The following is an 18,444-nucleotide window of genomic DNA, read 5'->3' on the forward strand; positions in this document are numbered from 1 at the left end:
TGTCTCGTGGGCTCGGAGATGTGTATAAGAGACAGGCCGTGGGGCGTCGTGGGGTGGCCGGCGGACGAGTTTCCGGCGTTTCCGCAGGTCAAAAATGTGTTGGCGGGGGCGGGCCGCTCCGCTAGCGTGTGACGCGTCCGGTTCGGGGGCCATTGGGCCGCCCGAGGAGTAGAGAGCAGGAGGTGAATCCCGTGGTCGTTGTCGCCCCGATAGCTGCCCAGGGCAGCACTCGCGTTCACCTCCTTTTCCCGGCCGCCGGCTGAGCCCTTCGCGCCAGCCGTAGCCCGCCGGGACATCTCCTCCCGAAGGGCCACTGCGTTGTCCAACGCTGCCTCCGTTCCGTTCTTCTCCTCTTCCCTTTCTTCTGATGTCTCCGCTGACGGCTCCACGCTGGCCGGGTACGGCTGGACGGCCGAGCTCGCGGAGCTGTTCGCCCCGTTCGGTGAGGCCGGGCTGCTCCCGGCCCGGATCGTCCGGGTCGACCGCGGCCAGTGCGACGCCGTGATCGCCGACCCGGAGACGGGCGAGCCGCGCACCGTGCGGTTCGACACCCGGCCGGTGGGCGACGCCGACATGATCAACTGCCCGTGCACGGGCGACTGGGCGGCCGTGGACCTCCACGCCCAGCCGATGGCCGCCGTCGCCGCGCTGCTGCCCCGTTCCACCGCGATCATCCGCAAGGTGGCCGGCAAGCGCTCCGACGGCCAGGTGCTGGCCGCCAACGTCGACACCGTGCTGATCGCCTCCTCCCTGGCGGCCGATCCCGACCTCGGCCGGATCGAGCGCTTCCTCGCCCTGGCCTGGGAGTCCGGCGCCGAACCCCTGGTCGTCCTCACCAAGGCCGACTTGGTGGACGACGCCGACTTCATCCGGGCCGACGTCGAGGCGGTCGCGCCCGGCGTCACGGTGCTCGCCGTGAGCGCCGAGACGGGCGAAGGCATGGACGTGCTCCGTGCCTGCACCCCCGGCACCACCGCGGTGATCGGCCAGTCCGGCGTCGGCAAGTCCACGCTCACCAACGCGCTGGCCGGCGCCGTGGTGATGACGGTCCAGGAGGCCCGCGCGGTCGACCAGAAGGGCCGCCACACCACGACCACCCGCGAGCTGATCCCCCTGCCCGGCGGGGGCGTGCTGATCGACACCCCCGGTCTGCGTGAGGTCGGCCTCTACGGTGGCGAGGGCGTGGACATGGCCTTCGCCGACATAGCCGAGCTGGCCGAGGAGTGCCGCTTCCACGACTGCGGCCACCACACCGAGCCCGGCTGCGCGGTGCAGGCGGCGCTGGCCGACGGCACCCTGCCGCAGCGCCGGATGGAGAGCTACCTCAAGCTCCAGCGCGAGAACGACTGGATCGCCTCGCGTACGGACGCCCGGGTGGCCAAGGCCCGGCTGCAGAAGTGGAAGGCGATCACCAAGTCGATGCGTGCCGCGGGAGGTCCGGTGAAGCGCTGACCCCCATCGGCGTCGGCCGGCCGCCGCCGAGCGGCCGCCGGCCGGCCTCCGCCGGGCAGACCAGGAACACTGGGCGGACCGGGCACACCGGGCTCAGCGGAGGTCGGCCAGCAGGCGGAAGCGCTGCAGGAGCAGCGGGGTGGAGTCGTCCACGGTGAAATCCGGGTCATCGAGGGCGGCGAGCATCTCCGGGCTGCGCCAGAACCGCTCGTGCGTCGCGCGCCACTGGGCCACGCTGCCGTACCCCTCGCCCTCGTCCAGGGCGTGCTGCAGGTCGACCTCGGCGAGCGGGACCACCCGGACGTCCGTGGTCTCGATCACTGCGACCCGGCGGCCGTCCGAGTCGAGGACGGCGGCCCGCTCGCCGACTTGGGGCAGGGGATCGCCCGCGTGCTCGTAGTCGGCGACCAGACCGGTGGTGCTGGTCTTGGCGCCGCTGAGGACGGCCGCGACCAGCTCGTCGCGAATCGGGCCGGGGAACGCGAACTCCTCCGGGGGCAGGGCGAGGACCTGCGGGTCGTCCGGGCCGGTGAAGGAGTGGTCGGCGGGCTGATCGCCGGGCTGCTCGCTCATGGGGCGAGCGTAGCCGCGGGTCGAGCGGTCGGCCCGGGAATTTCGGGCGGGTGCGGGTTCGCCGCCGGGGGAGAGGTCCCGGGGGAGGGCCTCCGACGGCGATGTCCGATTCCCGCAAGTCACCCCGCACCCGATCCCGCAGACTGGACAGCGTGATCGACGACGACATCCGGTACCGAGCCGTGGACAGCCGCGACGCCCGATTCGACGGCGTCTTCTTCACGGCCGTCACCTCCACCGGCATCTACTGCCGGCCGAGCTGCCCCGCCGTGACCCCCAAGCGCGTCAACTGCGTCTTCTACCCGAGCGCCGCCGCCGCCCAGGGCGCCGGTTTCCGCGCCTGCCGCCGCTGCCGCCCCGACTCCGTGCCGGGCTCGCCCGAGTGGAACCACCGCGCCGACCTGGTCGGCCGCGCGATGCGCCTGATCGGCGACGGCGTGGTGGACCGTGAGGGCGTCGCGGGCCTGGCCGGCCGCCTCGGCTACAGCTCCCGCCAGCTGCAGCGCCAGCTCACCGCCGAACTCGGCGCCGGCCCGATCGCGCTGGCCCGCGCCCGCCGCGCCCAAACCGCCCGGCTCCTCCTGCAGACCACCGAGCTGTCCGTCACCGACGTCGCGTTCGCGGCCGGCTTCGCCTCCGTCCGCCAGTTCAACGACACCGTGCGCGAGGTGTACGACCGCACCCCCAGCGGCCTGCGCGCCGAGGTGGCCGCCGGCCGTCGCACCGCGACCCCGGCCGGCGGCCTCACCCTGCGCCTCGCCTACCGCGGCCCGCTGGACAGCGACCACCTGATCGACTTCCTCGCGCTGCGCGCCGTCCCCGGCGTGGAAGAGGTCGTCCCCGGCGCGCGCCCGGGCGTCCGCACCTACCGGCGCACCCTCGCGCTCCCGTACGGCCACGGCATCGCCGAGGTCGACGGCCTGGCACCGGCCGAGCCACGCACCCGCGGCTGGCTGGACTGCCGCCTCTTCCTCGCCGACCTGCGCGACCTGCCGACCGCCGTCCAGCGCCTGCGCATCCTCTTCGACCTGGACGCCGACCCGCTCGCCGTCGACGAGCAGCTCGGCGCCGACCCGGTGCTCGGCCCGCTGGTCCGCGAGCGCCCCGGCCTGCGCTCGCCCGGCCACGTGGACCCGCACGAACTCGCGGTCCGCGCCGTCCTCGGCCAGCAGGTCACCGTAGGCGCCGCCCGTGCCCTGGCCGGTCGGCTCGCCGAGAAGTACGGCGCCGCGCTGCCCGAACCCAGCGGCGGCCTACGGTTGCTCTTCCCGACCGCGGCGGCGCTCGCCACCGCCGACCCGGAGGACTTCGCGATGCCCGCCGCCCGCCGCCGCGCGCTCACCGGCCTGTGCGCGGCGCTGGCGGAGGGCGCGGTCCGCCTCGACAGCGGCGCCGACCGGGAGGAGGCCGCGGCCCGGCTGCTGGACCTGCCCGGCATCGGCCCCTGGACGGTCGGCTACCTGCGGATGCGAGCCCTCGCCGACCCGGACGTCTTCCTCCCGAGTGACGTGGGGGTCAAGCACGGCCTGGTCCGGCTCGGTGCCCCCGGAGACCCGAAGTCCGCCGCCCGCGCGGCCGAGGCCTGGGCGCCGTGGCGCTCCTACGCCGTCCACCGGCTGTGGGCCGGGCCCGCGATCATCAGTACCGGAACGGAGAACGCACGAGCATGAGCACCACCGTCAACACCGCCACTGCCAGCACGACGACCGTGTGCACCACGACCACCACGACCGTCTACACCACGATGGAGAGCCCCTTCGGCCGGCTGCTGCTCAGCGGCGTCCTGCCCGAGGGCGGCGGCCCGGCCGCGCTGGCCACCGTGACCGCGCCCGGCCAGAAGTACGCGCTGGCCGAACCCGCCGACGACTGGGTCCTCGATCCGGAGGCGCTCGCCGAGCCGGTCGCCCAGCTGACCGCCTACTTCGCCGGTGAGCGCACCGAGTTCGACCTTCCGCTGGCGCCGGTGGGCACCGAGTTCCGCCGCCGGATCTGGGCCGCGCTGGACGAGATCCCGTACGGCACGACCGTCACCTACGGCGAACTCGCCGAGCTGGCCGGGCAGGAGCCGCGCATGGTCCGCGCGGTCGGCGGCGCGGTGGGCGCCAACCCGCTGCTGATCGTGCGCCCCTGCCACCGGGTGCTCGGCGCCAACGGTTCGCTCACCGGCTTCGCGGCGGGCGTGGACCGCAAGCGCTGGCTGCTGGGGCTGGAGAACGGGACCCTGTTCTGATCACCCGGCCGTTCTTCTCACCCCGCCGTTTCTGATTAACCCGCCCGGTCCGCGGATCGCTCCGCGGATCGGTCCGCATCGCGCAGGTCCACCCGCCAGTTGTGGCTGCGCATGAACCGTCCGGGCGGGAACTCGAACTCCGTCTCGCCGAGCAGCGTGAACCCGGCCTTCGCGCAGACCGCGTTGGAGGCGGGGTTGTCCACCGAGGGGAAGGCGTGCAGGTACCGGTGCGCGGCCTCGCGGCGGGCGGCCGCGACCGCGGCACGGGTGGCGGCGACGGCGATGCCCCGGCCCTGGAAGCCGGGGAGCACGTTCCACCCCATCTCGTGGACGGTCTCGCCCTCCCAGGTCCGGGTGCCGTAGCCGACCGTCCCGACCGCTTCGCCCGCGACCGCCTCGCCCGCGGCCGCCTCGCCCTCCGGCAGCAGCACGATCCGGTACATGCAGCCGAGGCCGGACGGGACGAAGTCCAGGTAGCGCCCGTGCCGGACGAGCAGCTGCTCCTCGGTCTCCGGGCCGCCGACGTGCTTCTTCATCTCCGGCGTGTTGACCCGGCGCAGCAGCGCGAGGTCGGCGTCCGTCCAGGGTTCGATCCGTACCTGTGCTGTGGTGTCCGCCCGTTGTGTGATCATGCCGGGGACGGTAGCGGTCGGCTCACGCCGGGGACCAGCGCTTTTCCCCCGAGGCGGCGGGACCGGCCGCCGCTTCAGCCCTGGTCGGCGCCGGTTCCCGTGGGGGCGAGGGCGCGGGCGAGCTGGTCCAGCGCGGGCAGTGCGTGGACGACGGCCTCGCGGGCGGCGGGGTCGAGGGTGTCGAACGCGGCGGCGATGCGGCGCTCGTGGGCGTGCTGCCATTCGTCCAGCTGGCGCCGGCCGGCCGGGGTGAGGGCGATCCGGGCGGTGCGGCGGTCGCCGGGGTCGGCCTGGCGGTCCACGAAGCCGGCGTCGAGCAGCTTGCCGACCAGCCCGCTGACGGTGTTGGGGGCGAGCCGCTGCCGGGCGGCCAGTTCGCCGACGCGCAGCGGGGCGGCGGCGAGGGTCTGGAGGAGTTCGACCTGCGCCATCGGCAGGGACTCCCACGGGTAGTCGGTGCGGATGCTGCTGCGCAGTGCGCGGCGCAGCCGGGTGACGGTGTCGGTCAGCCGCCGGGCGTGCTCGACCGCCGGATCGGGGCTTTCGGTGGCGGAGTCGGGAACGTGTGGTGACGACGGCATGGCGGACAGCGTATCGCCTGGTACGGGCCGTTCCGGGGGCGCGGTCCGCTCCTCGGGCCGGGTGCGGACGCCCTACGAGACGCTACGTATCGCGATGCGATCAGCTCGTAGAAAGAACATGTCTGCATCCGATATATTCGTGGCATGAACGCCACCGCCCTTGCCGTACGCCTGCTCACCGAGCGGCCGCGGCCCCGCGGCATCGCCGGCTGGCGCCACGCCCACTGGCTGGCCGTCGGCACGGTCTGTCTCGGTGCCTTCCTCGGGCAACTCGACGCCAGCGTCATCGCCCTGGTCTTCCCCGCCATCGGCCGCCACTTCGACGCGGGCTTCGCCGCCGTGGAGTGGGTCGCCCTCGCCTACCTGCTCGTCCTGGTCGCGCTGCTCGCCCCGATCGGCTGGCTGTCCGACCTGGTCGGCCGCAAGACGATGTACATCGGTGGCTTCGCCGTCTTCGGCCTCTCCTCGCTCGGCGCCGGCTTCGCAGGCAGCCTCTGGATCCTCGTCGGCTGCCGCGCCGTGCAGGCCGTCGGCGCCGCGATGATGCAGGCCAACAGCGTCGCCCTGGTCGCGCGCGGCGTCCCCGGGCATGCGATGCGGCGCGCGCTCGGCATCCAGGCCTCCGCCCAGGGCCTCGGGCTGGCGCTCGGGCCGAGCCTCGGCGGGCTGCTGGTCGAACACGCCTCGTGGCAGTGGGTGTTCTGGGTGAACGTGCCGATCGCCGTGCTCGGCATCCTGGCCGGCTGGTACCTGCTGCCCCGGACCAGGCCCCAGGCCGGGACCAGGACCCAGACCTGGGCCCAGACCCAGGCCCAGACCCAGACCCAGACCCAGGCTCAGACCCGGACCCGGACCGACGGCCCGGCTCCCGCGCCCGAGCCCCGTCCGCGCGGCGCGGTGCGGCCCGGCCGGGGCGATGCCCGCTTCGACCTGCCCGGCATGCTGCTGCTCACCGGCGCGACCACCGCGCTGCTGCTCGCCCTCTCCACCGCCTCCGGCCTGCCGCTGCCCGGCTGGGTGGTCGCCGTCCTGCTGCTCGCCGCCGCCGTGCTCACGGCCGCGCTGGTGCGCCAGGAGCGGCGGGCCGCCCGGCCGATCCTGGCGCCCGGGCTGGTCAACACCCCGGGCGTGCGGTCCGGCCTGGTGGTGGCTCTGATCGGCTACCTGCTGCTGTTCTGTCCGCTCGTGCTGGGCCCCGTCCTGCTCGCCGACGCCGGGGTGTCGACGGCCCGCGCGGGCCTGGTGGTCACCCTGTTGCCCGCCGCGTTCGCCCTCGCCGCGACGGTCGGCGGCGGGCTGCTGCCCCGGGGCTGGTCGGACGTCACCAGGTGCCGGGTCGGCGCGGCCGTCGCGGCTGCCGGGCTGCTGCTGTTCGCGCTGCTGTCGGCTTCGGCCGTGGCGGCGGGCCCGCTGCTGGTCGCCGGGTACGGGCTGGGCCTGTTGCTGCCCGCCAACAACGCGCTGGTGATGCGGGCGATACCGGCGGAGTGTTCGGCGGTCGGCGGCGGCATGGTGAACATGGCGCGCAGCCTCGGTACGGCGCTCGGGATGGCGCTGTCCGTGCTCGGTGTCCACCTGGCGGGCGCGGCGTCCGGTGGGCGGACGGTGCTGCTCGTCCTCGCGGCGGTCGCGGCGGCGGCCGCGCTCCTGACCCGGCCGGTCCGTACGGGCCGTGCAGGCGCCACAGCCGGCACCGCCCGTACGGACAGCCGCTAGGCGGTCGGAGCGGCCGGGGCGTTGAGGGCGTCCTGGGCCCGGTTCAGGCCGAGCCGTACCAGCGTCTCCAGGGCGTCCGCACACCGGTCCAACTCGCCCGGCAGCGCCGCCAGTTCGTCGTCCGAGAACTTCTTCAGCACGAAGTCGCCGACGCTCTGCCCCTTCGGCGGCCGCCCGATGCCGAACCGCAGCCGGACGAAGTCGCGGGTGCCCAGCACATCGCCCACCGAGCGCACCCCGTTGTGGCCGCCGGGCCCGCCGCCGCGCTTGAGCCGGGCGGAGCCGAACGCGAAGTCCAGGTCGTCCTGCACGACCACCAGCCGCTCGACCGGCACGCCGTACCGGCGCAGCAGCGCGGCCACCGGGCGGCCGGACAGGTTGATGGACCACAGCGGCTTGGCCAGCAGCACCCGGCGGCCGTCGACCTCGATCTCCGCGAGCCGGGTGGCGATTCCGCTCCGCCGGAACCGGGCGCCGTGCCGCTCGGCCAGCCGGTCCGCGGCGAGGAAGCCCGCGTTGTGCCGGGTCAGCCGGAACCAGGGGCCGGGGTTGCCCAGTCCGGCGATCAGCCAGGGGGTGTCGGGGGTCATGCGAGGGTCTCCGTAGGGGGTGGGAACGACGGACGGCCGGGGCGCGGCGGGGACGGTACGGGACCGTCGGCCGCGCCCCGGCCGTCCGGGGACGTGAGGGGTGAGCCGGGTCGGCAGCCGGCTCAGGAGGCGGGCACGCCGGGGGCGGCGCCGCGCTCCGTGAGCATGTCCGTCATCAGCTGCAGCTCCGAGGTCTGGGCGATCACCATCGACTGGGCGAGCCGCTTCTCGGTGTCGTTCTTGGCCAGGTCCACGTAGCCCTGGGCCATCTCGACGCCGCCCTTGTGGTGCTCGATCATCAGCTGCAGGTAGTACACCTCGGCGTCCCGCCCGCTGAGCGAACGCAGCTTCGCGATCTGGGCGTTGGTGGCCATGCCGGGCATCAGCGAACCGTCGTGCGCCTGGTAGTCGTGGCCCATCTGCATCCACGCCATCGGCTTGGCGACCGAGTGCTGCGGCAACCCCCACTGGTCCAGCCAGCCCATCATCATGCCGCGTTGGTTGGCCTGGGTGTTGATGATGTCGAAGGCCAGGGTGCGGGTCGGCTCGTCGGCGGTGCGGTCCCGGACGGCGAACGACAGGTCCACCGCCTGCTGGTGGTGGGTCGCCATGTCGCGGGCGAAACCGGCCTCGGGCGAGTCGTCCGCCGGAACGGACAGCGAGGACGAACCGGAGGCCGAGGTCCCGCTCGCCACCAGGGCCGGCACCCCGAGCGCCAGCGCCACGGCGGCGGCCAGCGCGGCCGGCCACCACAGGCGGCGGCGCGGGGACTTGGCCGTGCCCTCGGCGGTGGCGGCCTCGGCGACGGCCGCCGCGGCGGTCTCGACGGCGTCCGTGGCCGCGGTCCTGTCCGCGGTCCCGGCCTCCTCGGGGCGGCCCGCGTCGGCGGTCACATCTGCCCCATGGTGCAGGAGGCGCCCGGCTCCTGGGTCTGCTTGCCCTGGACGTACTTGGTGAAGAACTGGTTCACCCGGGGGTCGCTGGCGCTGTCCACGATCAGCTGGGTGCTCCAGGCGTTCAGGGTGATGGTGCCCTGCTCGTCCGGGTACGGGCTCATCAGCGAGTACGGGGTGGTCTTGACCTTGTCGGACAGGGTCTTGATGTCCTCCGGCGTGGCCTTGCCGTTGTACGTCACCCAGACCGCGCCGTGCTCCAGCGAGTGGACGGCGCGCTCGTTCTCGACCGGCTGGTCGTAGACGTGGCCCATGCAGTCCAGCCAGACCGCGTTGTGGTCGCCGCCGACCGGCGGGGTCATCGGGTAGCTGACCTTCTCCTTGACGTGGTTGCGGGTCAGGTCGCCGAAGGTCTTCACGCCCGGGATGTCCGCGTTGGCGGCGGCTTCCTTGTCCTTCTTCTGCTGGTTCTGGTCCATGACGACCCAGGTGCCGGTGGCGATCGCGCCGATCACCAGCACGCCGGCCGCCACCGAGGCGACGATCTTGTTGCGGCGGTCGCGGCGCTGCTCGGCGGCGCGCAGCTCGGCGATCCGGGCGCGGCGGTCGAGGCCGGGCTGCTTGCCGCCGGACTTGTTGGACTGCTTCGAGGCGGAACCCATGTCGGTGTCCTTGTCTCCGCCGCGCACCGGTCGGTGGCGGCGGTCAGCTGGAAGGAGGGGAGGGGCGGATCCGCCGGCGGCAGGGCCGGCGGTGGGTTCCGCTCAGGACCGGTGGACCTGGAGCTCGTGCAGGTCGGGCGCCGGGTGCGAACCGTCCAGCAGACCCGCGGGCACCACCCGGGGCAGCGCCTCGGGCGCGGCCGGGGTGACGGGTGACACGGCGGGCTGCGGCTGCGGCGGAGGGTTCGGCAGCTGGGCATCCTGCGAGCAGTACGGGTGGCTGGAGCAGCCGTTGTTGCGCGGGGGCTCACCGTCGGCGGTGCAGAGGATCCAGTGACCCTGCTCCTCGGCGATCCGGCGGTGGTCGGAGGCGTTCGCGGCCTTTGCAGAGCTCGCGGCGTTGGCAGCGCTGGCAGCGCTCGCGGCGTTCGCGGCCGCCCCGACCTCGGCGAGCTTCGCGGCCTTGGTTGGCTTGGCGGCCTGCGCGGCGCGGCCGGTGTGGGGTGCCTGTCCGGTGTCGATCTGCACGCTGACGACGCTCACGACGGTGACGGCACTGACCGGGGCCGTCGCCGGCACCGTACGGGCGGACCCGTCCATCGCCTTCGCCTGGCCCGCGCAGGGCAGCATCGTCAGCAGCGCGGCGAGCAGCAGGACCAACAGCGCACCCACCGGGCGGCCCGCCGGTGCGGCCCTCCCCGGTCGGGGCAGGCTGGGGGCCGACGCGGTCATGCGGACATTTAATCAGCCGAACGAGTGAAGCGATGCCCCCCATCGGCCCTCATTTTCCGGGGCCCACATGCGCGGATGACCAGGAAACACCCTGCTCCGGGCACATCCGGCAAGCACGGACGGAACGGAAGTGGACGGTGCGGCGACGTCCCCGGTCCGCGGACGGTGAACCGGCAGGTCGGCGGGGTGGCCGGGATGTTCCGAAGGGTGACCGGTTGTCGCCGAAACCCGGACAGGGTCGTTGCACTTGGAGAACAATGACGTCGAGCCCGGCCCGCCGGGGGCGGCGCGACCACCGGACCCACCAGGAGCCGCCAGATGAGCAAGCAGGGTGCACCCGCACAGCCGCCCCGGCCCGACGACGGCTGGTGGGACACCGTCTACGACGGCCCGGCGGGCACCCTCCCCGACACCCCGGACGCCGACGCGGGGGACGGCAGCGTCGACGACTGGTTCGAGACGGCGGCCGGGCTGATCGGGCAGCAGCGGACGGGGGAGCCGGAGGCCGGTGCCGCGAAAGTGGCGGCGGAGCCTGAGCCTGCAGCGGAGCCCGGGCCTGTGGTGCCGGAGCCCGAGCCTGTGGTGCCGGAGCCTGCGGTGGTTCCGGAGCAGGACGGCCGGGACAGCATCGACGACTGGTTCGACACCGCGGTCGGAGTGATCGGTGGAGCGGAGGGCATCGGGCGCCAGCGGACGTCCACGGAGACCCACCAGTTCCGGGCGCCCTCCTTCGCGGACGACGCGCCCAAGCCCGAGCCGGTGGCGGAGCCCGAGCCGATCTCACTGCAGAAGCCCGAGCCCGTCGCCGAACCCACCGACGAGCCCGTCGCCGAACCCACCGACGAGCCCGCCGCCGAACCCACCGCCGAGCCCGAGCCCGTCGTCGCCGAAGAGCCCGAGCCGACCCCGGAGCCCGAACCCGAACCCGAGCCCGACCACGCGCCGGTGCCGGAGCCGGAGCCCGACCCGGAACCGGCGCCTCCCACCCCCACCGTCACCGCCGCCATCCCCGACCCGCGCCTGGCCGTCCGCACCCCGCTCGCCGACGGCGGCGCCCCCGTGCCGCACGTCGGCGAGCGCCCCCCGACGTACGGTCCCGAGCCGACGGCCGTCCCGGAGGCGGACCCCGGCTCGCTGCGCGCCCTCGTACCGGACACCGTGCTGGAGGGGGCGCAGTACGGTCCGTCCGTGCTGCGCGCCGCCTCCGTCCGCGGCGACTCCGCGCGCTACCGGGGCGAATCGCGCCGGGACTCCCTGCTCGTCACCCGGTTCGGCGACGGCCCCGACGGACTGCTGCTCGCCGTCCTCGGCGGCCTCGACCGTACGGGCGGCGCCGAGGAGGACACGGTCACCGCGGAGGCCGTCGCCACCGGCGCCGGCGAAGCCTGCCGCCAACTCGCCGCCGCGATCGGACGCAGTCGGGCCGGACTGGCCGCCGACCTGCGCGACGGCGCCCGCGACCGGCTCCGGTACGGCCTCCAGCGGCTGGCGACCAGCGCCGCCGCCCCGCTGCGCGCGCTGGCGCCACGGGAGGAGGGGGACGACACGCCGTCCCCGGCCGCGCTGCACTGCCTACTGGTGTCGCTGGACCCGGCGGCCGGCTACCGCGCGGCGTTCGGCGTCGGCCCGGGCGGGCTGTACCTGCTGCGCTCCGGGCACTGGATCGATGCGTACGCCGCCCGCCTGCTGCACCACCCGGATGGGCAGCCTCCGGTGCCCGAGGCGCCGGTCCCGGACCCGCGCCCGTTCCGCTTCCGGCTGGTCCCCGCGACCCCGGGCGACATCCTGCTCCTCTGCACCCCCGGCCTGGCCGGCCCGATCGCCGACGAGCCCGCCGTAGCCCACTTCCTCTCCACCCACTGGACCCACCCCCACCCCCCGGGCACCATCGACTTCCTGCGCCAGGTCCAGGTCCGCGCCAAGGGCTACGCCGACGACCGCACAGCCGCCGCCATCTGGACCGAGTGACCGGCAGACCGCACCCCACCCACCCCCGCGTGCGCCAGAAGTCGGCCCACCCGACTTCTCGCGCACGCACCCACCAGCCCGTACCAAAGTTCGCCCGGCCGACTTCTCGCGTACGCACCTGCAGATGCGAGGACGCACCAGGGCATCCGGTCCTCCGGAAAAAATCTGTAGACCGGTCTGCATATTTCCTGTCAGCCAAGCCGTCGGCCCCGCGCAGGAAGTCGGCCCAGCCGACTTCTGGTGCAGGCCCCCCGCCCCCCGCCCGCCCTGGCGCAAAATCTGTAGACCGGTCTGCCTATTTTTCCGAGGCCATGCCGTCGGCTGCGCGTAGGAAGTCGGTCGGGCCGACTTCTGGTGCACGTGGAGCTTGCGGTTCGGGAAAATCAGTAGACCGGTCTGCATATTCCTGCCGCCGGGGCGGACGGCGCCCCCGCAGGAACGCGTGGGATCGCGTAGGAACGCGCAGGAAGTCGGCCCGGCCGACTTCTCGTGCGGCGGCTCTTGCCCGCGGGCATCGGAATCTGTAGACCGGTCTGCATATTTTCCCCGAGGGGGTGGGCGCTCGGGGGGCGTGTGGGGTGGGTCAGGTGCGCAGGAGGATGGTGGTGACGGCGGTGGCCTGGGTGAGGGCGGTCGGGGGGTGGGCGTCGGGGAGGCCGATGGCGATGGGGACGGCGAGGCCGTCAAGGAGGGCGCGGATCTGGGTGGCGCGGTCGGCGGCCGGGCCCGGGGTGAAGTGGCCGCTGGTGGTGCCCTCCTCGATGAGGGCGACCAGGTCGGCCTGCCACGGGGCCTCGATCTCCTGCTGCCCCTGGCGGATCTCGGCGCTCGCCGGGGAGCGGCCCCACACCTCGACCCAGAGGATCCAGCGCGGGTCGCCCGCCCCCTCGGGCAGGTAGAGGCGCAGGTAGGCGTCGAGGCGCTGCCAGGGGTCGAGGGTGCGGTCGGCGAGGGCGTCGCGGCGGCGGGCGCCGAGCTGGTCCTCGCTCCAGCGGAGGGTCTCCAGCAGCAGCTGGTCCTTGCTGCCGAAGTAGTAGAGCAGGTGTCCGGCGCTCATCTGGAGCTGTTTGCCGAGCCCGGCCATGGTGAGTTTGGCGAGCCCGTGTTCGGCGATCGCGGCCCGGGCGGTGGCGAAGACCTCCTCGCGGGGGCGCGCCGGCCGGCGCGGGCGGGCGTCCGCCATGTGCAGTGCTCTCCCTCGGTGGAACGGAGGTTCGAAGGCTACCGGAGCGGGGGACGGGCCCCCGCTCCGCGTGCGACGAGCGCCTGGGCGAGCGCCGCGACGAGCGCCGGGGCGAGCGCCGCGACGAGTGTCAGAGCGCCTTCGGCTGCTGCTGGGTGATGCAGTGGATGCCGCCGCCGTTGGCGAAGATCTCGCGGGCGTCGACGAGTTCGACGGTACGGCCCGGGTAGGCGCGGCCGAGGATGGCGGCGGCCTCCTGGTCGCGCGGGTCGGCGAAGGCGCACAGGATGACGGCGCCGTTGGCCACGTAGTGGTTGATGTACGAGTAGTCGACGGGCTCGCCGTCCTCGTCCAGCAGGACGGTGGGGGCGGGCAGTTCGATGACCTCCAGCTGCCGGCCCTGGGCGTCCGTGGAGGCGCGCAGGATGGCGACGAGCTCCTGGCAGACCTCGTGGTCCGGGTGGGACGGGTCGGGCTGGACGTGGGCGACCACGACGCCGGGGCGGACGAAGGAGGCGACGATGTCGATGTGCCCGCGGGTGCCGAACTCGTCGTAGTCGCGGGTGAGTCCGCGCGGCAGCCAGATCGCCTTGGTGGTGCCGAGGAAGGCGTGCAGCTCGGCCTCGACCTCCTCCTTGGTCCAGTCGGCGTTGCGGCCCTCACCGAGCTGGACGGTCTCGGTGACCAGCACCGTGCCCTCGCCGTCGACGTGGATGCCGCCGCCCTCGTTGATCAGCCGGGAGGCGAAGCGCTGAACCTCCGTCAGTTCGCTGATGTGCTCGGCGATGTGCTGGTCCTTGTCCCAGCGGGCCCAGGACTGCGCACCCCAGCCGTTGAAGATCCAGTCGGCGGCGGCCAGCGAGCCCTTGCCGTCGATCAGGAAGGACGGGCCGATGTCGCGCATCCAGGCGTCGTCCAACGGCCGCTCGACGATCTCGACCTGCTCGGAGACGTACTTGCGGGCCTCCGCCGTCTCACCGGTGTTGACGATCAGCGTCACCGGCTCGTACGTGACGATGGTGTTGGCGACGGCGGCCCAGGCCTCGCGGCCCGCGTGCAGCTGCTCGGGGCTGTCGAAGGTGGGGTTGGCGGTGGGGAAGGCCATCCAGGTGCGGTCGTGCGGGTGCCATTCGGCGGGCATCCGGTAGCCGAGCGCGGCGGGCGTGGGGGTGGTCATCATCAAGTCCTAGGGGGAAATCGGGGGAGATCGGGGCGATCAGAGGAAGTAGAGGCGGCTGAGCGAGACGCTGTCCGCCGGTTCGGAGCGCAGCGGCGAGCCGTCCAGCGAGACCAGCCCGGTCTCGGTGACCTCGACGTGGCCGACACGGGCGTTGCGCACCATGTCGCGCGGCCCGATTCCGCGGGTGCCGCGGACGCCGACGCGGCGGCGGCGGGTGGGCAGCCCGTCGGCGGGACGGTCGAGGTAGGCGCCGTCGGCGGCGGCCTGGGCGACGAAGGCCACCGAGATGTCGGCGGCGGTCGCGCCGTGGGCACCGAACTGCGGCCCCAGGACGAGGGGTTCGCAACGGTCGGTGGAGGCGTTGGGGTCGCCGACCACGCCGTACGCGGGGAAGCCGGCCTTGAGGACGAGCTGCGGCTTGGCACCGAAGTGGTCCGGGCGCCACAGCACGATGTCGGCGAGCTTGCCGATCTCGATCGAGCCGACCTCGTGCGAAAGGCCGTGTGCGATGGCCGGGTTGATGGTGAGCTTGGCGATGTAGCGCAGCACGCGCTCGTTGTCGTCGCCGCCCTCGGTCGTCCCGTACGAGCCGATGCCGTCGAGCGGGCCGAGTTCGGCCTTCATCTTGCCGGCCATCGCGAAGGTGCGGCGCACCGTCTCGCCGGCCCGGCCCATGCCCTGGGCGTCGGAGGAGGTGATGCCGATGACCCCGAGGTCGTGCAGCACGTCCTCGGCGCCCATGGTGCCGGCCCGGATCCGGTCGCGGGCCATGGCGGCGTCTCCGGGCAGGTCGACCTTGAGGTCGTGCGCGGAGACGATCATGCCGAAGTGCTCGCCGAGCGCGTCCCGGCCGAAGGGCAGGGTGGGGTTGGTGGAGGAGCCGATGACGTTCGGCACGCCCGCCATCTTCAGCACGTTGGGGACGTGGCCGCCGCCGCAGCCCTCGATGTGGAAGGCGTGGATGGTCCGGCCCTCCAGCACCTTCAGGGTGTCCTCGACCGACAGGCACTCGTTCAACCCGTCGGTGTGCAGGGCGACTTGGACGTCGTACTCCTCGGCGACCCGCAGTGCGGTGTCCAGTGCGCGGGTGTGCGCGCCCATGTCCTCGTGCACCTTGAAGCCGGACGCGCCGCCCTCGGCCAGCGCCTCGACCAGTGGGGCTTCGTCGGAGGACGAACCGCGGCCCAGGAAGCCGATGTTGACCGGCCAGGCGTCGAAGGCGTTGAAGGCGTGGCGCAGCGCCCACGGCGAGTTGACGCCGACGCCCCAGACCGGGCCGAACTCCTGGCCGATGATGGTGGTGACGCCGGAGGCCAGCGAGGCCTCCATGATCCGCGGCGAGAGCAGGTGGACGTGGGTGTCGATGGCCCCGGCGGTGGCGATCAGGCCCTCGCCGGAGACGATCGTCGTGCCGGTGCCGACGACCACGTCCACGCCGTCCAGCGTGTCCGGGTTGCCGGCCCGCCCGATCGAGGCGATCCGGCCGTCGATCAGGCCGATGGACGTCTTGCGGATGCCCTGGATCGCGTCGATCACCAGGACGTTGCTGATCACGACGTCGCAGGTGTCGCGGACGGCGGCGGCCTTGAGGTGCAGGCCGTCGCGGGCGGTCTTGCCGAAGCCGGCCAGGAACTCCTCGCCGGGCGCCTGGGAGTCGGACTCGACGCGGACGATCAGGCCGCTGTCGCCGAGCCGGATGCGGTCCCCGGCGCGCGGGCCGTGGACGGAGATGTAGTCGTGGGGGGTGATGCTGCTCACGAGGGCACCTCCGAGTCGTCGAAGTTGATCAGGTAGCCGGTCGCGCGGGCCTTCGCCAGGGCGGCCTCCTTCGCGCCGGGCGCGTCGAGGGGGCCGTCCACGAGCCCGGCGAAGCCGATCGCGACCCGTTCGCCGCCGATCGGCACCAGGCCGACCTCGACGGTGGCGCCCGGGTCGAAGCGCACCGAGGAGCCGGCCGGGACGGCGAGGTGGGTGCCGTAGGCGGCGGCGCGGTCGAAGGCGAGGCGCGGGTTGGCCTCGAAGAAGTGGAAGTGCGAGGTGACCGAGATCGGCACCTCGGAGGTGTTGTGGACGGGGAGCAGCAGCGTCTCCTCGACCGGGTCGTAGCCGGCGCCGTCGCCGATCAGCGCGCCGCCGGGGGCCTCGTCGCCGAGCGAGCCGGCGCCCTTGAAGGGGTCGTTGACGACGGCGAGGCGGGTGCCGTCCTCGAAGACGGCCTCGACCTGGACGACGGTGACCACGTCCGGCACGCCGGGCAGCACGTCGTCGGCGGTCAGGACGGAGCGGCCGGCCTCGATGGCCTCGGCCAGGCGCCGGCCGTCCCGGGCGGCCTCGCAGACGGTGTCCGCGATCAGGGCGGTGGCCTCGGGGATGTTGAGGCGTACGCCCCGGGCTCGGCGGGCGCGGGCCAGTTCGGCTGCTGTGAAGATCAACAGCCGGTCCCGCTCGGTGGGGGTCAGTCGCACGGTTCCTCGCTCGCGGTCGCCGGGGGAGGGGGCGGCTCGGGGCTTGGGCCCCAAGGGCTTCCGGGTGATGTTAGAACGCCGTTCAAACATCTGGGGTCATTGAACCCGGACCGGGCCGCCCTGTCCAGCCTTGCCGGTCCGCGCGGGTTCGGCTCCCTGGGCGGGGGATGGGGGTGAGGGACGGGGCGAGCGGCCCGGACGGTGGCCGCGCAGAGCGGGTCCGACCTCGGCGGTGCGGTGGGAGCGGGCGCGGGGGCGCGCGGCCGGGCGCACAGCCCGTACGGGCGCCGGGCGTGCGCGGGATCGAGTAGCGGCGGCTTCGCAAACAGCCTCTGCGCTTCGCAAACCTGTCCGGCGCGGGCAGTTGGATCACGCGAACCTTCCCGTGCCCCTTTCACCCCACGTGATCGGACGCACACTGTTCCAAACGCCGTCAACTGGGCATGAGGATGGTGGTCAGATCGAGGGGGTACCCGGCCGGCGGGGGATCCGGAGGCGGGGGCCCGGATACCAGGGCGGGGGCATGTGGTGATGGATGGTCAGTCGCGATTCCCGCGGCAGCGGACGAGTTCGGGCGATGCCTACCGGTTCGGTCCGGCCCAGGGCCCGGTCGGCGGCGCCGGGACGACGGGCACGGCCGGAACGGGCGGAGCGGCCGGGGCGGGCGGCGCCACCGACACGGTCCTGCCGGGCGCATCGGCCCCCGGCTGTGCACTGCACCGGCGGCTGCACCTGGCGCTCGACCCGGCCGATCTCGTCGCGGTGGGCGCCGTCCGGCGGCGGCTGCGCTCGGCGCTGAGCCACTGGGGGGTGCCGGAGCTGTCCGACACCGCCGAGCTGCTCTCCTCCGAGCTGGTCACCAACGCGCTGCTGCACACCGGCAAGGGCGCGGTCTTCGACGCGGTGCTCGGCTCGGACCACCGGCTGCGGATCGAGGTGCAGGACGGGACGAGCCGGCTGCCCGGCCGCCGCCGCGACCCGGAGGCCGAGTACGCGACCTCGGGGCGCGGGCTGCTGCTGGTGGAGGCGCTCGCGGACTCCTGGGGCGTGCAGCTGAGAGGCGACGGCAAGGTCACCTGGTTCGAACTCTCCCTGCCCTGAGCCCGGCCGCCCCGAGTGCGGCACCCCGAGCCCGACCGCCCCGGGTCCGGCTCCCATGGTCGTACGATTGTTCGCAGCCGATTGATTCGCTGTCGAAGGAAGCCCTGAACAGAAGGCGGAACGGAAGATTTCCGGCCCGTCGCCATTGCCGCTCGACGGAACATTGGCCAGGATGGTGGGAATGTGTGTCCACGTGCGGGAAGCAGCGGGGAGACCGAACCTCGACTGACCACCGTCCGCCGGCACCGTCCTATCCAGCACGACCCATCACACCGCCACGCGGCCCGGCCGGACGGTCGGCGCGGTCCGCCACGGCAGCGGCAGGAGCAGCATGCCCACTGAGCCCGAGTCGCCGGGGCCGGCGCTTCCTTCCGGCGCGTCCGCCGTCGAACCGCGAGTCACGGAGCCCCGCACCGCCGAGCCGCGAGCCGTGCAGCCGCGCACCCCAGACCCCCGCACCCCAGACCCTGTCTCTTATACACATCT

Annotated in this window: 17 protein-coding genes; 6 read left to right on the forward strand and 11 right to left on the reverse strand. The window is 73.7% G+C overall.

Going from position 1 to position 18,444, the window contains the following annotated elements:
* Positions 1-318: 318 nt before the first annotated feature.
* A complete protein-coding gene (gene rsgA / locus OP86_RS29510; RefSeq protein ID WP_030060853.1) occupies positions 319-1,452 on the forward strand; it encodes a ribosome small subunit-dependent GTPase A in 1,134 nt (377 codons plus the stop codon).
* A 93-nt stretch (positions 1,453-1,545) separates the two neighbouring features.
* On the opposite strand, the gene OP86_RS29515 is transcribed toward rsgA, so the two are convergent.
* Entirely contained in the window at positions 1,546-2,025 is a 480-nt protein-coding gene (locus tag OP86_RS29515) for an ASCH domain-containing protein (RefSeq protein ID WP_106973544.1), read from the reverse strand.
* 101 nt (positions 2,026-2,126) lie between these two features.
* Here OP86_RS29515 and OP86_RS29520 point away from each other — a divergent pair, with 101 nt between their 5' ends.
* Positions 2,127-3,695 carry a DNA-3-methyladenine glycosylase 2 family protein gene (locus OP86_RS29520; RefSeq protein WP_051830954.1) on the forward strand — a complete coding sequence of 523 codons (1,569 nt, stop codon included), beginning with the start codon at positions 2,127-2,129 and terminating at the stop codon, positions 3,693-3,695.
* Positions 3,692-4,255 (forward strand): methylated-DNA--[protein]-cysteine S-methyltransferase, encoded by a 564-nt coding sequence (locus tag OP86_RS29525; RefSeq protein ID WP_078589499.1) that lies wholly within the window; start codon positions 3,692-3,694, stop codon positions 4,253-4,255. The genes OP86_RS29520 and OP86_RS29525 overlap by 4 nt, the downstream gene beginning before the upstream one ends.
* 35 nt (positions 4,256-4,290) lie before the next feature.
* Here the strand turns inward: OP86_RS29525 and OP86_RS29530 are convergent, their stop codons facing one another.
* Together OP86_RS29530 and OP86_RS29535 are read right to left on the reverse strand one after the other, a co-directional pair.
* The gene (locus tag OP86_RS29530) at positions 4,291-4,887 is read right to left on the reverse strand and encodes a GNAT family N-acetyltransferase (RefSeq protein WP_051830955.1); all 597 of its coding nucleotides are present in this window, start codon (positions 4,885-4,887) and stop codon (positions 4,291-4,293) included.
* Between the two features lie 74 nt (positions 4,888-4,961).
* Positions 4,962-5,468, reverse strand: coding sequence for a MarR family winged helix-turn-helix transcriptional regulator (locus tag OP86_RS29535; protein ID WP_051830957.1), 507 nt, complete (start codon positions 5,466-5,468; stop codon positions 4,962-4,964).
* Between the two features lie 144 nt (positions 5,469-5,612).
* Here OP86_RS29535 and OP86_RS29540 point away from each other — a divergent pair, with 144 nt between their 5' ends.
* Positions 5,613-7,184 (forward strand): MFS transporter, encoded by a 1,572-nt coding sequence (locus tag OP86_RS29540; protein WP_051830959.1) that lies wholly within the window; start codon positions 5,613-5,615, stop codon positions 7,182-7,184.
* Here OP86_RS29540 and pth read toward each other — a convergent pair.
* The 4 genes from pth to OP86_RS29560 all read right to left on the reverse strand — a co-directional run bounded on the left by pth (position 7,181) and on the right by OP86_RS29560 (position 10,061).
* A complete protein-coding gene (gene pth / locus OP86_RS29545; RefSeq protein ID WP_030060845.1) occupies positions 7,181-7,774 on the reverse strand; it encodes an aminoacyl-tRNA hydrolase in 594 nt (197 codons plus the stop codon). The genes OP86_RS29540 and pth overlap by 4 nt on opposite strands.
* Positions 7,775-7,896: 122 nt before the next feature.
* Complete coding sequence (locus OP86_RS29550) at positions 7,897-8,667, reverse strand: DUF305 domain-containing protein (protein ID WP_418952650.1); 771 nt, start codon at positions 8,665-8,667, stop codon at positions 7,897-7,899.
* Positions 8,664-9,329 (reverse strand): thioredoxin-like domain-containing protein, encoded by a 666-nt coding sequence (locus OP86_RS29555; protein WP_030060843.1) that lies wholly within the window; start codon positions 9,327-9,329, stop codon positions 8,664-8,666. The genes OP86_RS29550 and OP86_RS29555 overlap by 4 nt, the downstream gene beginning before the upstream one ends.
* A gap of 102 nt (positions 9,330-9,431) precedes the next feature.
* Positions 9,432-10,061 carry a hypothetical protein gene (locus tag OP86_RS29560; protein WP_157849873.1) on the reverse strand — a complete coding sequence of 210 codons (630 nt, stop codon included), beginning with the start codon at positions 10,059-10,061 and terminating at the stop codon, positions 9,432-9,434.
* A 318-nt stretch (positions 10,062-10,379) separates the two neighbouring features.
* Here OP86_RS29560 and OP86_RS34095 point away from each other — a divergent pair, with 318 nt between their 5' ends.
* On the forward strand, positions 10,380-12,029 hold the full coding sequence (locus OP86_RS34095) for a PP2C family serine/threonine-protein phosphatase (RefSeq protein WP_051830960.1): 1,650 nt from the start codon (positions 10,380-10,382) through the stop codon (positions 12,027-12,029).
* A 583-nt stretch (positions 12,030-12,612) separates the two neighbouring features.
* On the opposite strand, the gene OP86_RS29570 is transcribed toward OP86_RS34095, so the two are convergent.
* From OP86_RS29570 to OP86_RS29585, 4 genes are all read right to left on the reverse strand, one after another.
* Positions 12,613-13,212: a TetR/AcrR family transcriptional regulator gene (locus OP86_RS29570; RefSeq protein WP_030260687.1), complete on the reverse strand. Its 600-nt coding sequence runs from the start codon at positions 13,210-13,212 to the stop codon at positions 12,613-12,615.
* Positions 13,213-13,342: 130 nt separating this feature from the next.
* Positions 13,343-14,392 carry an agmatine deiminase family protein gene (locus OP86_RS29575; RefSeq protein ID WP_030260684.1) on the reverse strand — a complete coding sequence of 350 codons (1,050 nt, stop codon included), beginning with the start codon at positions 14,390-14,392 and terminating at the stop codon, positions 13,343-13,345.
* 36 nt (positions 14,393-14,428) lie between these two features.
* Positions 14,429-16,150, reverse strand: a complete 1,722-nt coding sequence (locus OP86_RS29580) for an urease subunit alpha (RefSeq protein WP_030060840.1) — start codon at positions 16,148-16,150, stop codon at positions 14,429-14,431.
* Positions 16,147-16,857 (reverse strand): urease subunit gamma, encoded by a 711-nt coding sequence (locus tag OP86_RS29585; protein WP_030060839.1) that lies wholly within the window; start codon positions 16,855-16,857, stop codon positions 16,147-16,149. Before OP86_RS29585 ends, OP86_RS29580 begins: the two co-directional genes overlap by 4 nt.
* A gap of 531 nt (positions 16,858-17,388) precedes the next feature.
* Here OP86_RS29585 and OP86_RS29590 point away from each other — a divergent pair.
* Entirely contained in the window at positions 17,389-17,958 is a 570-nt protein-coding gene (locus OP86_RS29590; protein WP_106973545.1) for an ATP-binding protein, read from the forward strand.
* The last annotated feature ends 486 nt before the right edge of the window (positions 17,959-18,444 follow it).

Source organism: Streptomyces novaecaesareae, assembly GCF_000716875.1.
GTDB lineage: Bacteria > Actinomycetota > Actinomycetes > Streptomycetales > Streptomycetaceae > Kitasatospora > Kitasatospora novaecaesareae.

Excerpts from the sequence above, each read along its gene's own strand:
- OP86_RS29560 (WP_157849873.1), bottom strand. The coding sequence starts at position 10,061 with ATGACCGCGTCGGCCCCCAGCCTGCCCCGACCGGGGAGGGCCGCACCG.
- OP86_RS29570 (WP_030260687.1), bottom strand. The coding sequence starts at position 13,212 with ATGGCGGACGCCCGCCCGCGCCGGCCGGCGCGCCCCCGCGAGGAGGTC.
- OP86_RS29520 (WP_051830954.1), top strand. The coding sequence starts at position 2,127 with ATGTCCGATTCCCGCAAGTCACCCCGCACCCGATCCCGCAGACTGGAC.
- OP86_RS29575 (WP_030260684.1), bottom strand. The coding sequence starts at position 14,392 with ATGATGACCACCCCCACGCCCGCCGCGCTCGGCTACCGGATGCCCGCC.
- OP86_RS34095 (WP_051830960.1), top strand. The coding sequence starts at position 10,380 with ATGAGCAAGCAGGGTGCACCCGCACAGCCGCCCCGGCCCGACGACGGC.
- OP86_RS29540 (WP_051830959.1), top strand. The coding sequence starts at position 5,613 with ATGAACGCCACCGCCCTTGCCGTACGCCTGCTCACCGAGCGGCCGCGG.
- pth (WP_030060845.1), bottom strand. The coding sequence starts at position 7,774 with ATGACCCCCGACACCCCCTGGCTGATCGCCGGACTGGGCAACCCCGGC.
- OP86_RS29530 (WP_051830955.1), bottom strand. The coding sequence starts at position 4,887 with ATGATCACACAACGGGCGGACACCACAGCACAGGTACGGATCGAACCC.
- OP86_RS29535 (WP_051830957.1), bottom strand. The coding sequence starts at position 5,468 with ATGCCGTCGTCACCACACGTTCCCGACTCCGCCACCGAAAGCCCCGAT.
- OP86_RS29555 (WP_030060843.1), bottom strand. The coding sequence starts at position 9,329 with ATGGGTTCCGCCTCGAAGCAGTCCAACAAGTCCGGCGGCAAGCAGCCC.
- OP86_RS29515 (WP_106973544.1), bottom strand. The coding sequence starts at position 2,025 with ATGAGCGAGCAGCCCGGCGATCAGCCCGCCGACCACTCCTTCACCGGC.
- OP86_RS29525 (WP_078589499.1), top strand. The coding sequence starts at position 3,692 with ATGAGCACCACCGTCAACACCGCCACTGCCAGCACGACGACCGTGTGC.
- OP86_RS29590 (WP_106973545.1), top strand. The coding sequence starts at position 17,389 with ATGGATGGTCAGTCGCGATTCCCGCGGCAGCGGACGAGTTCGGGCGAT.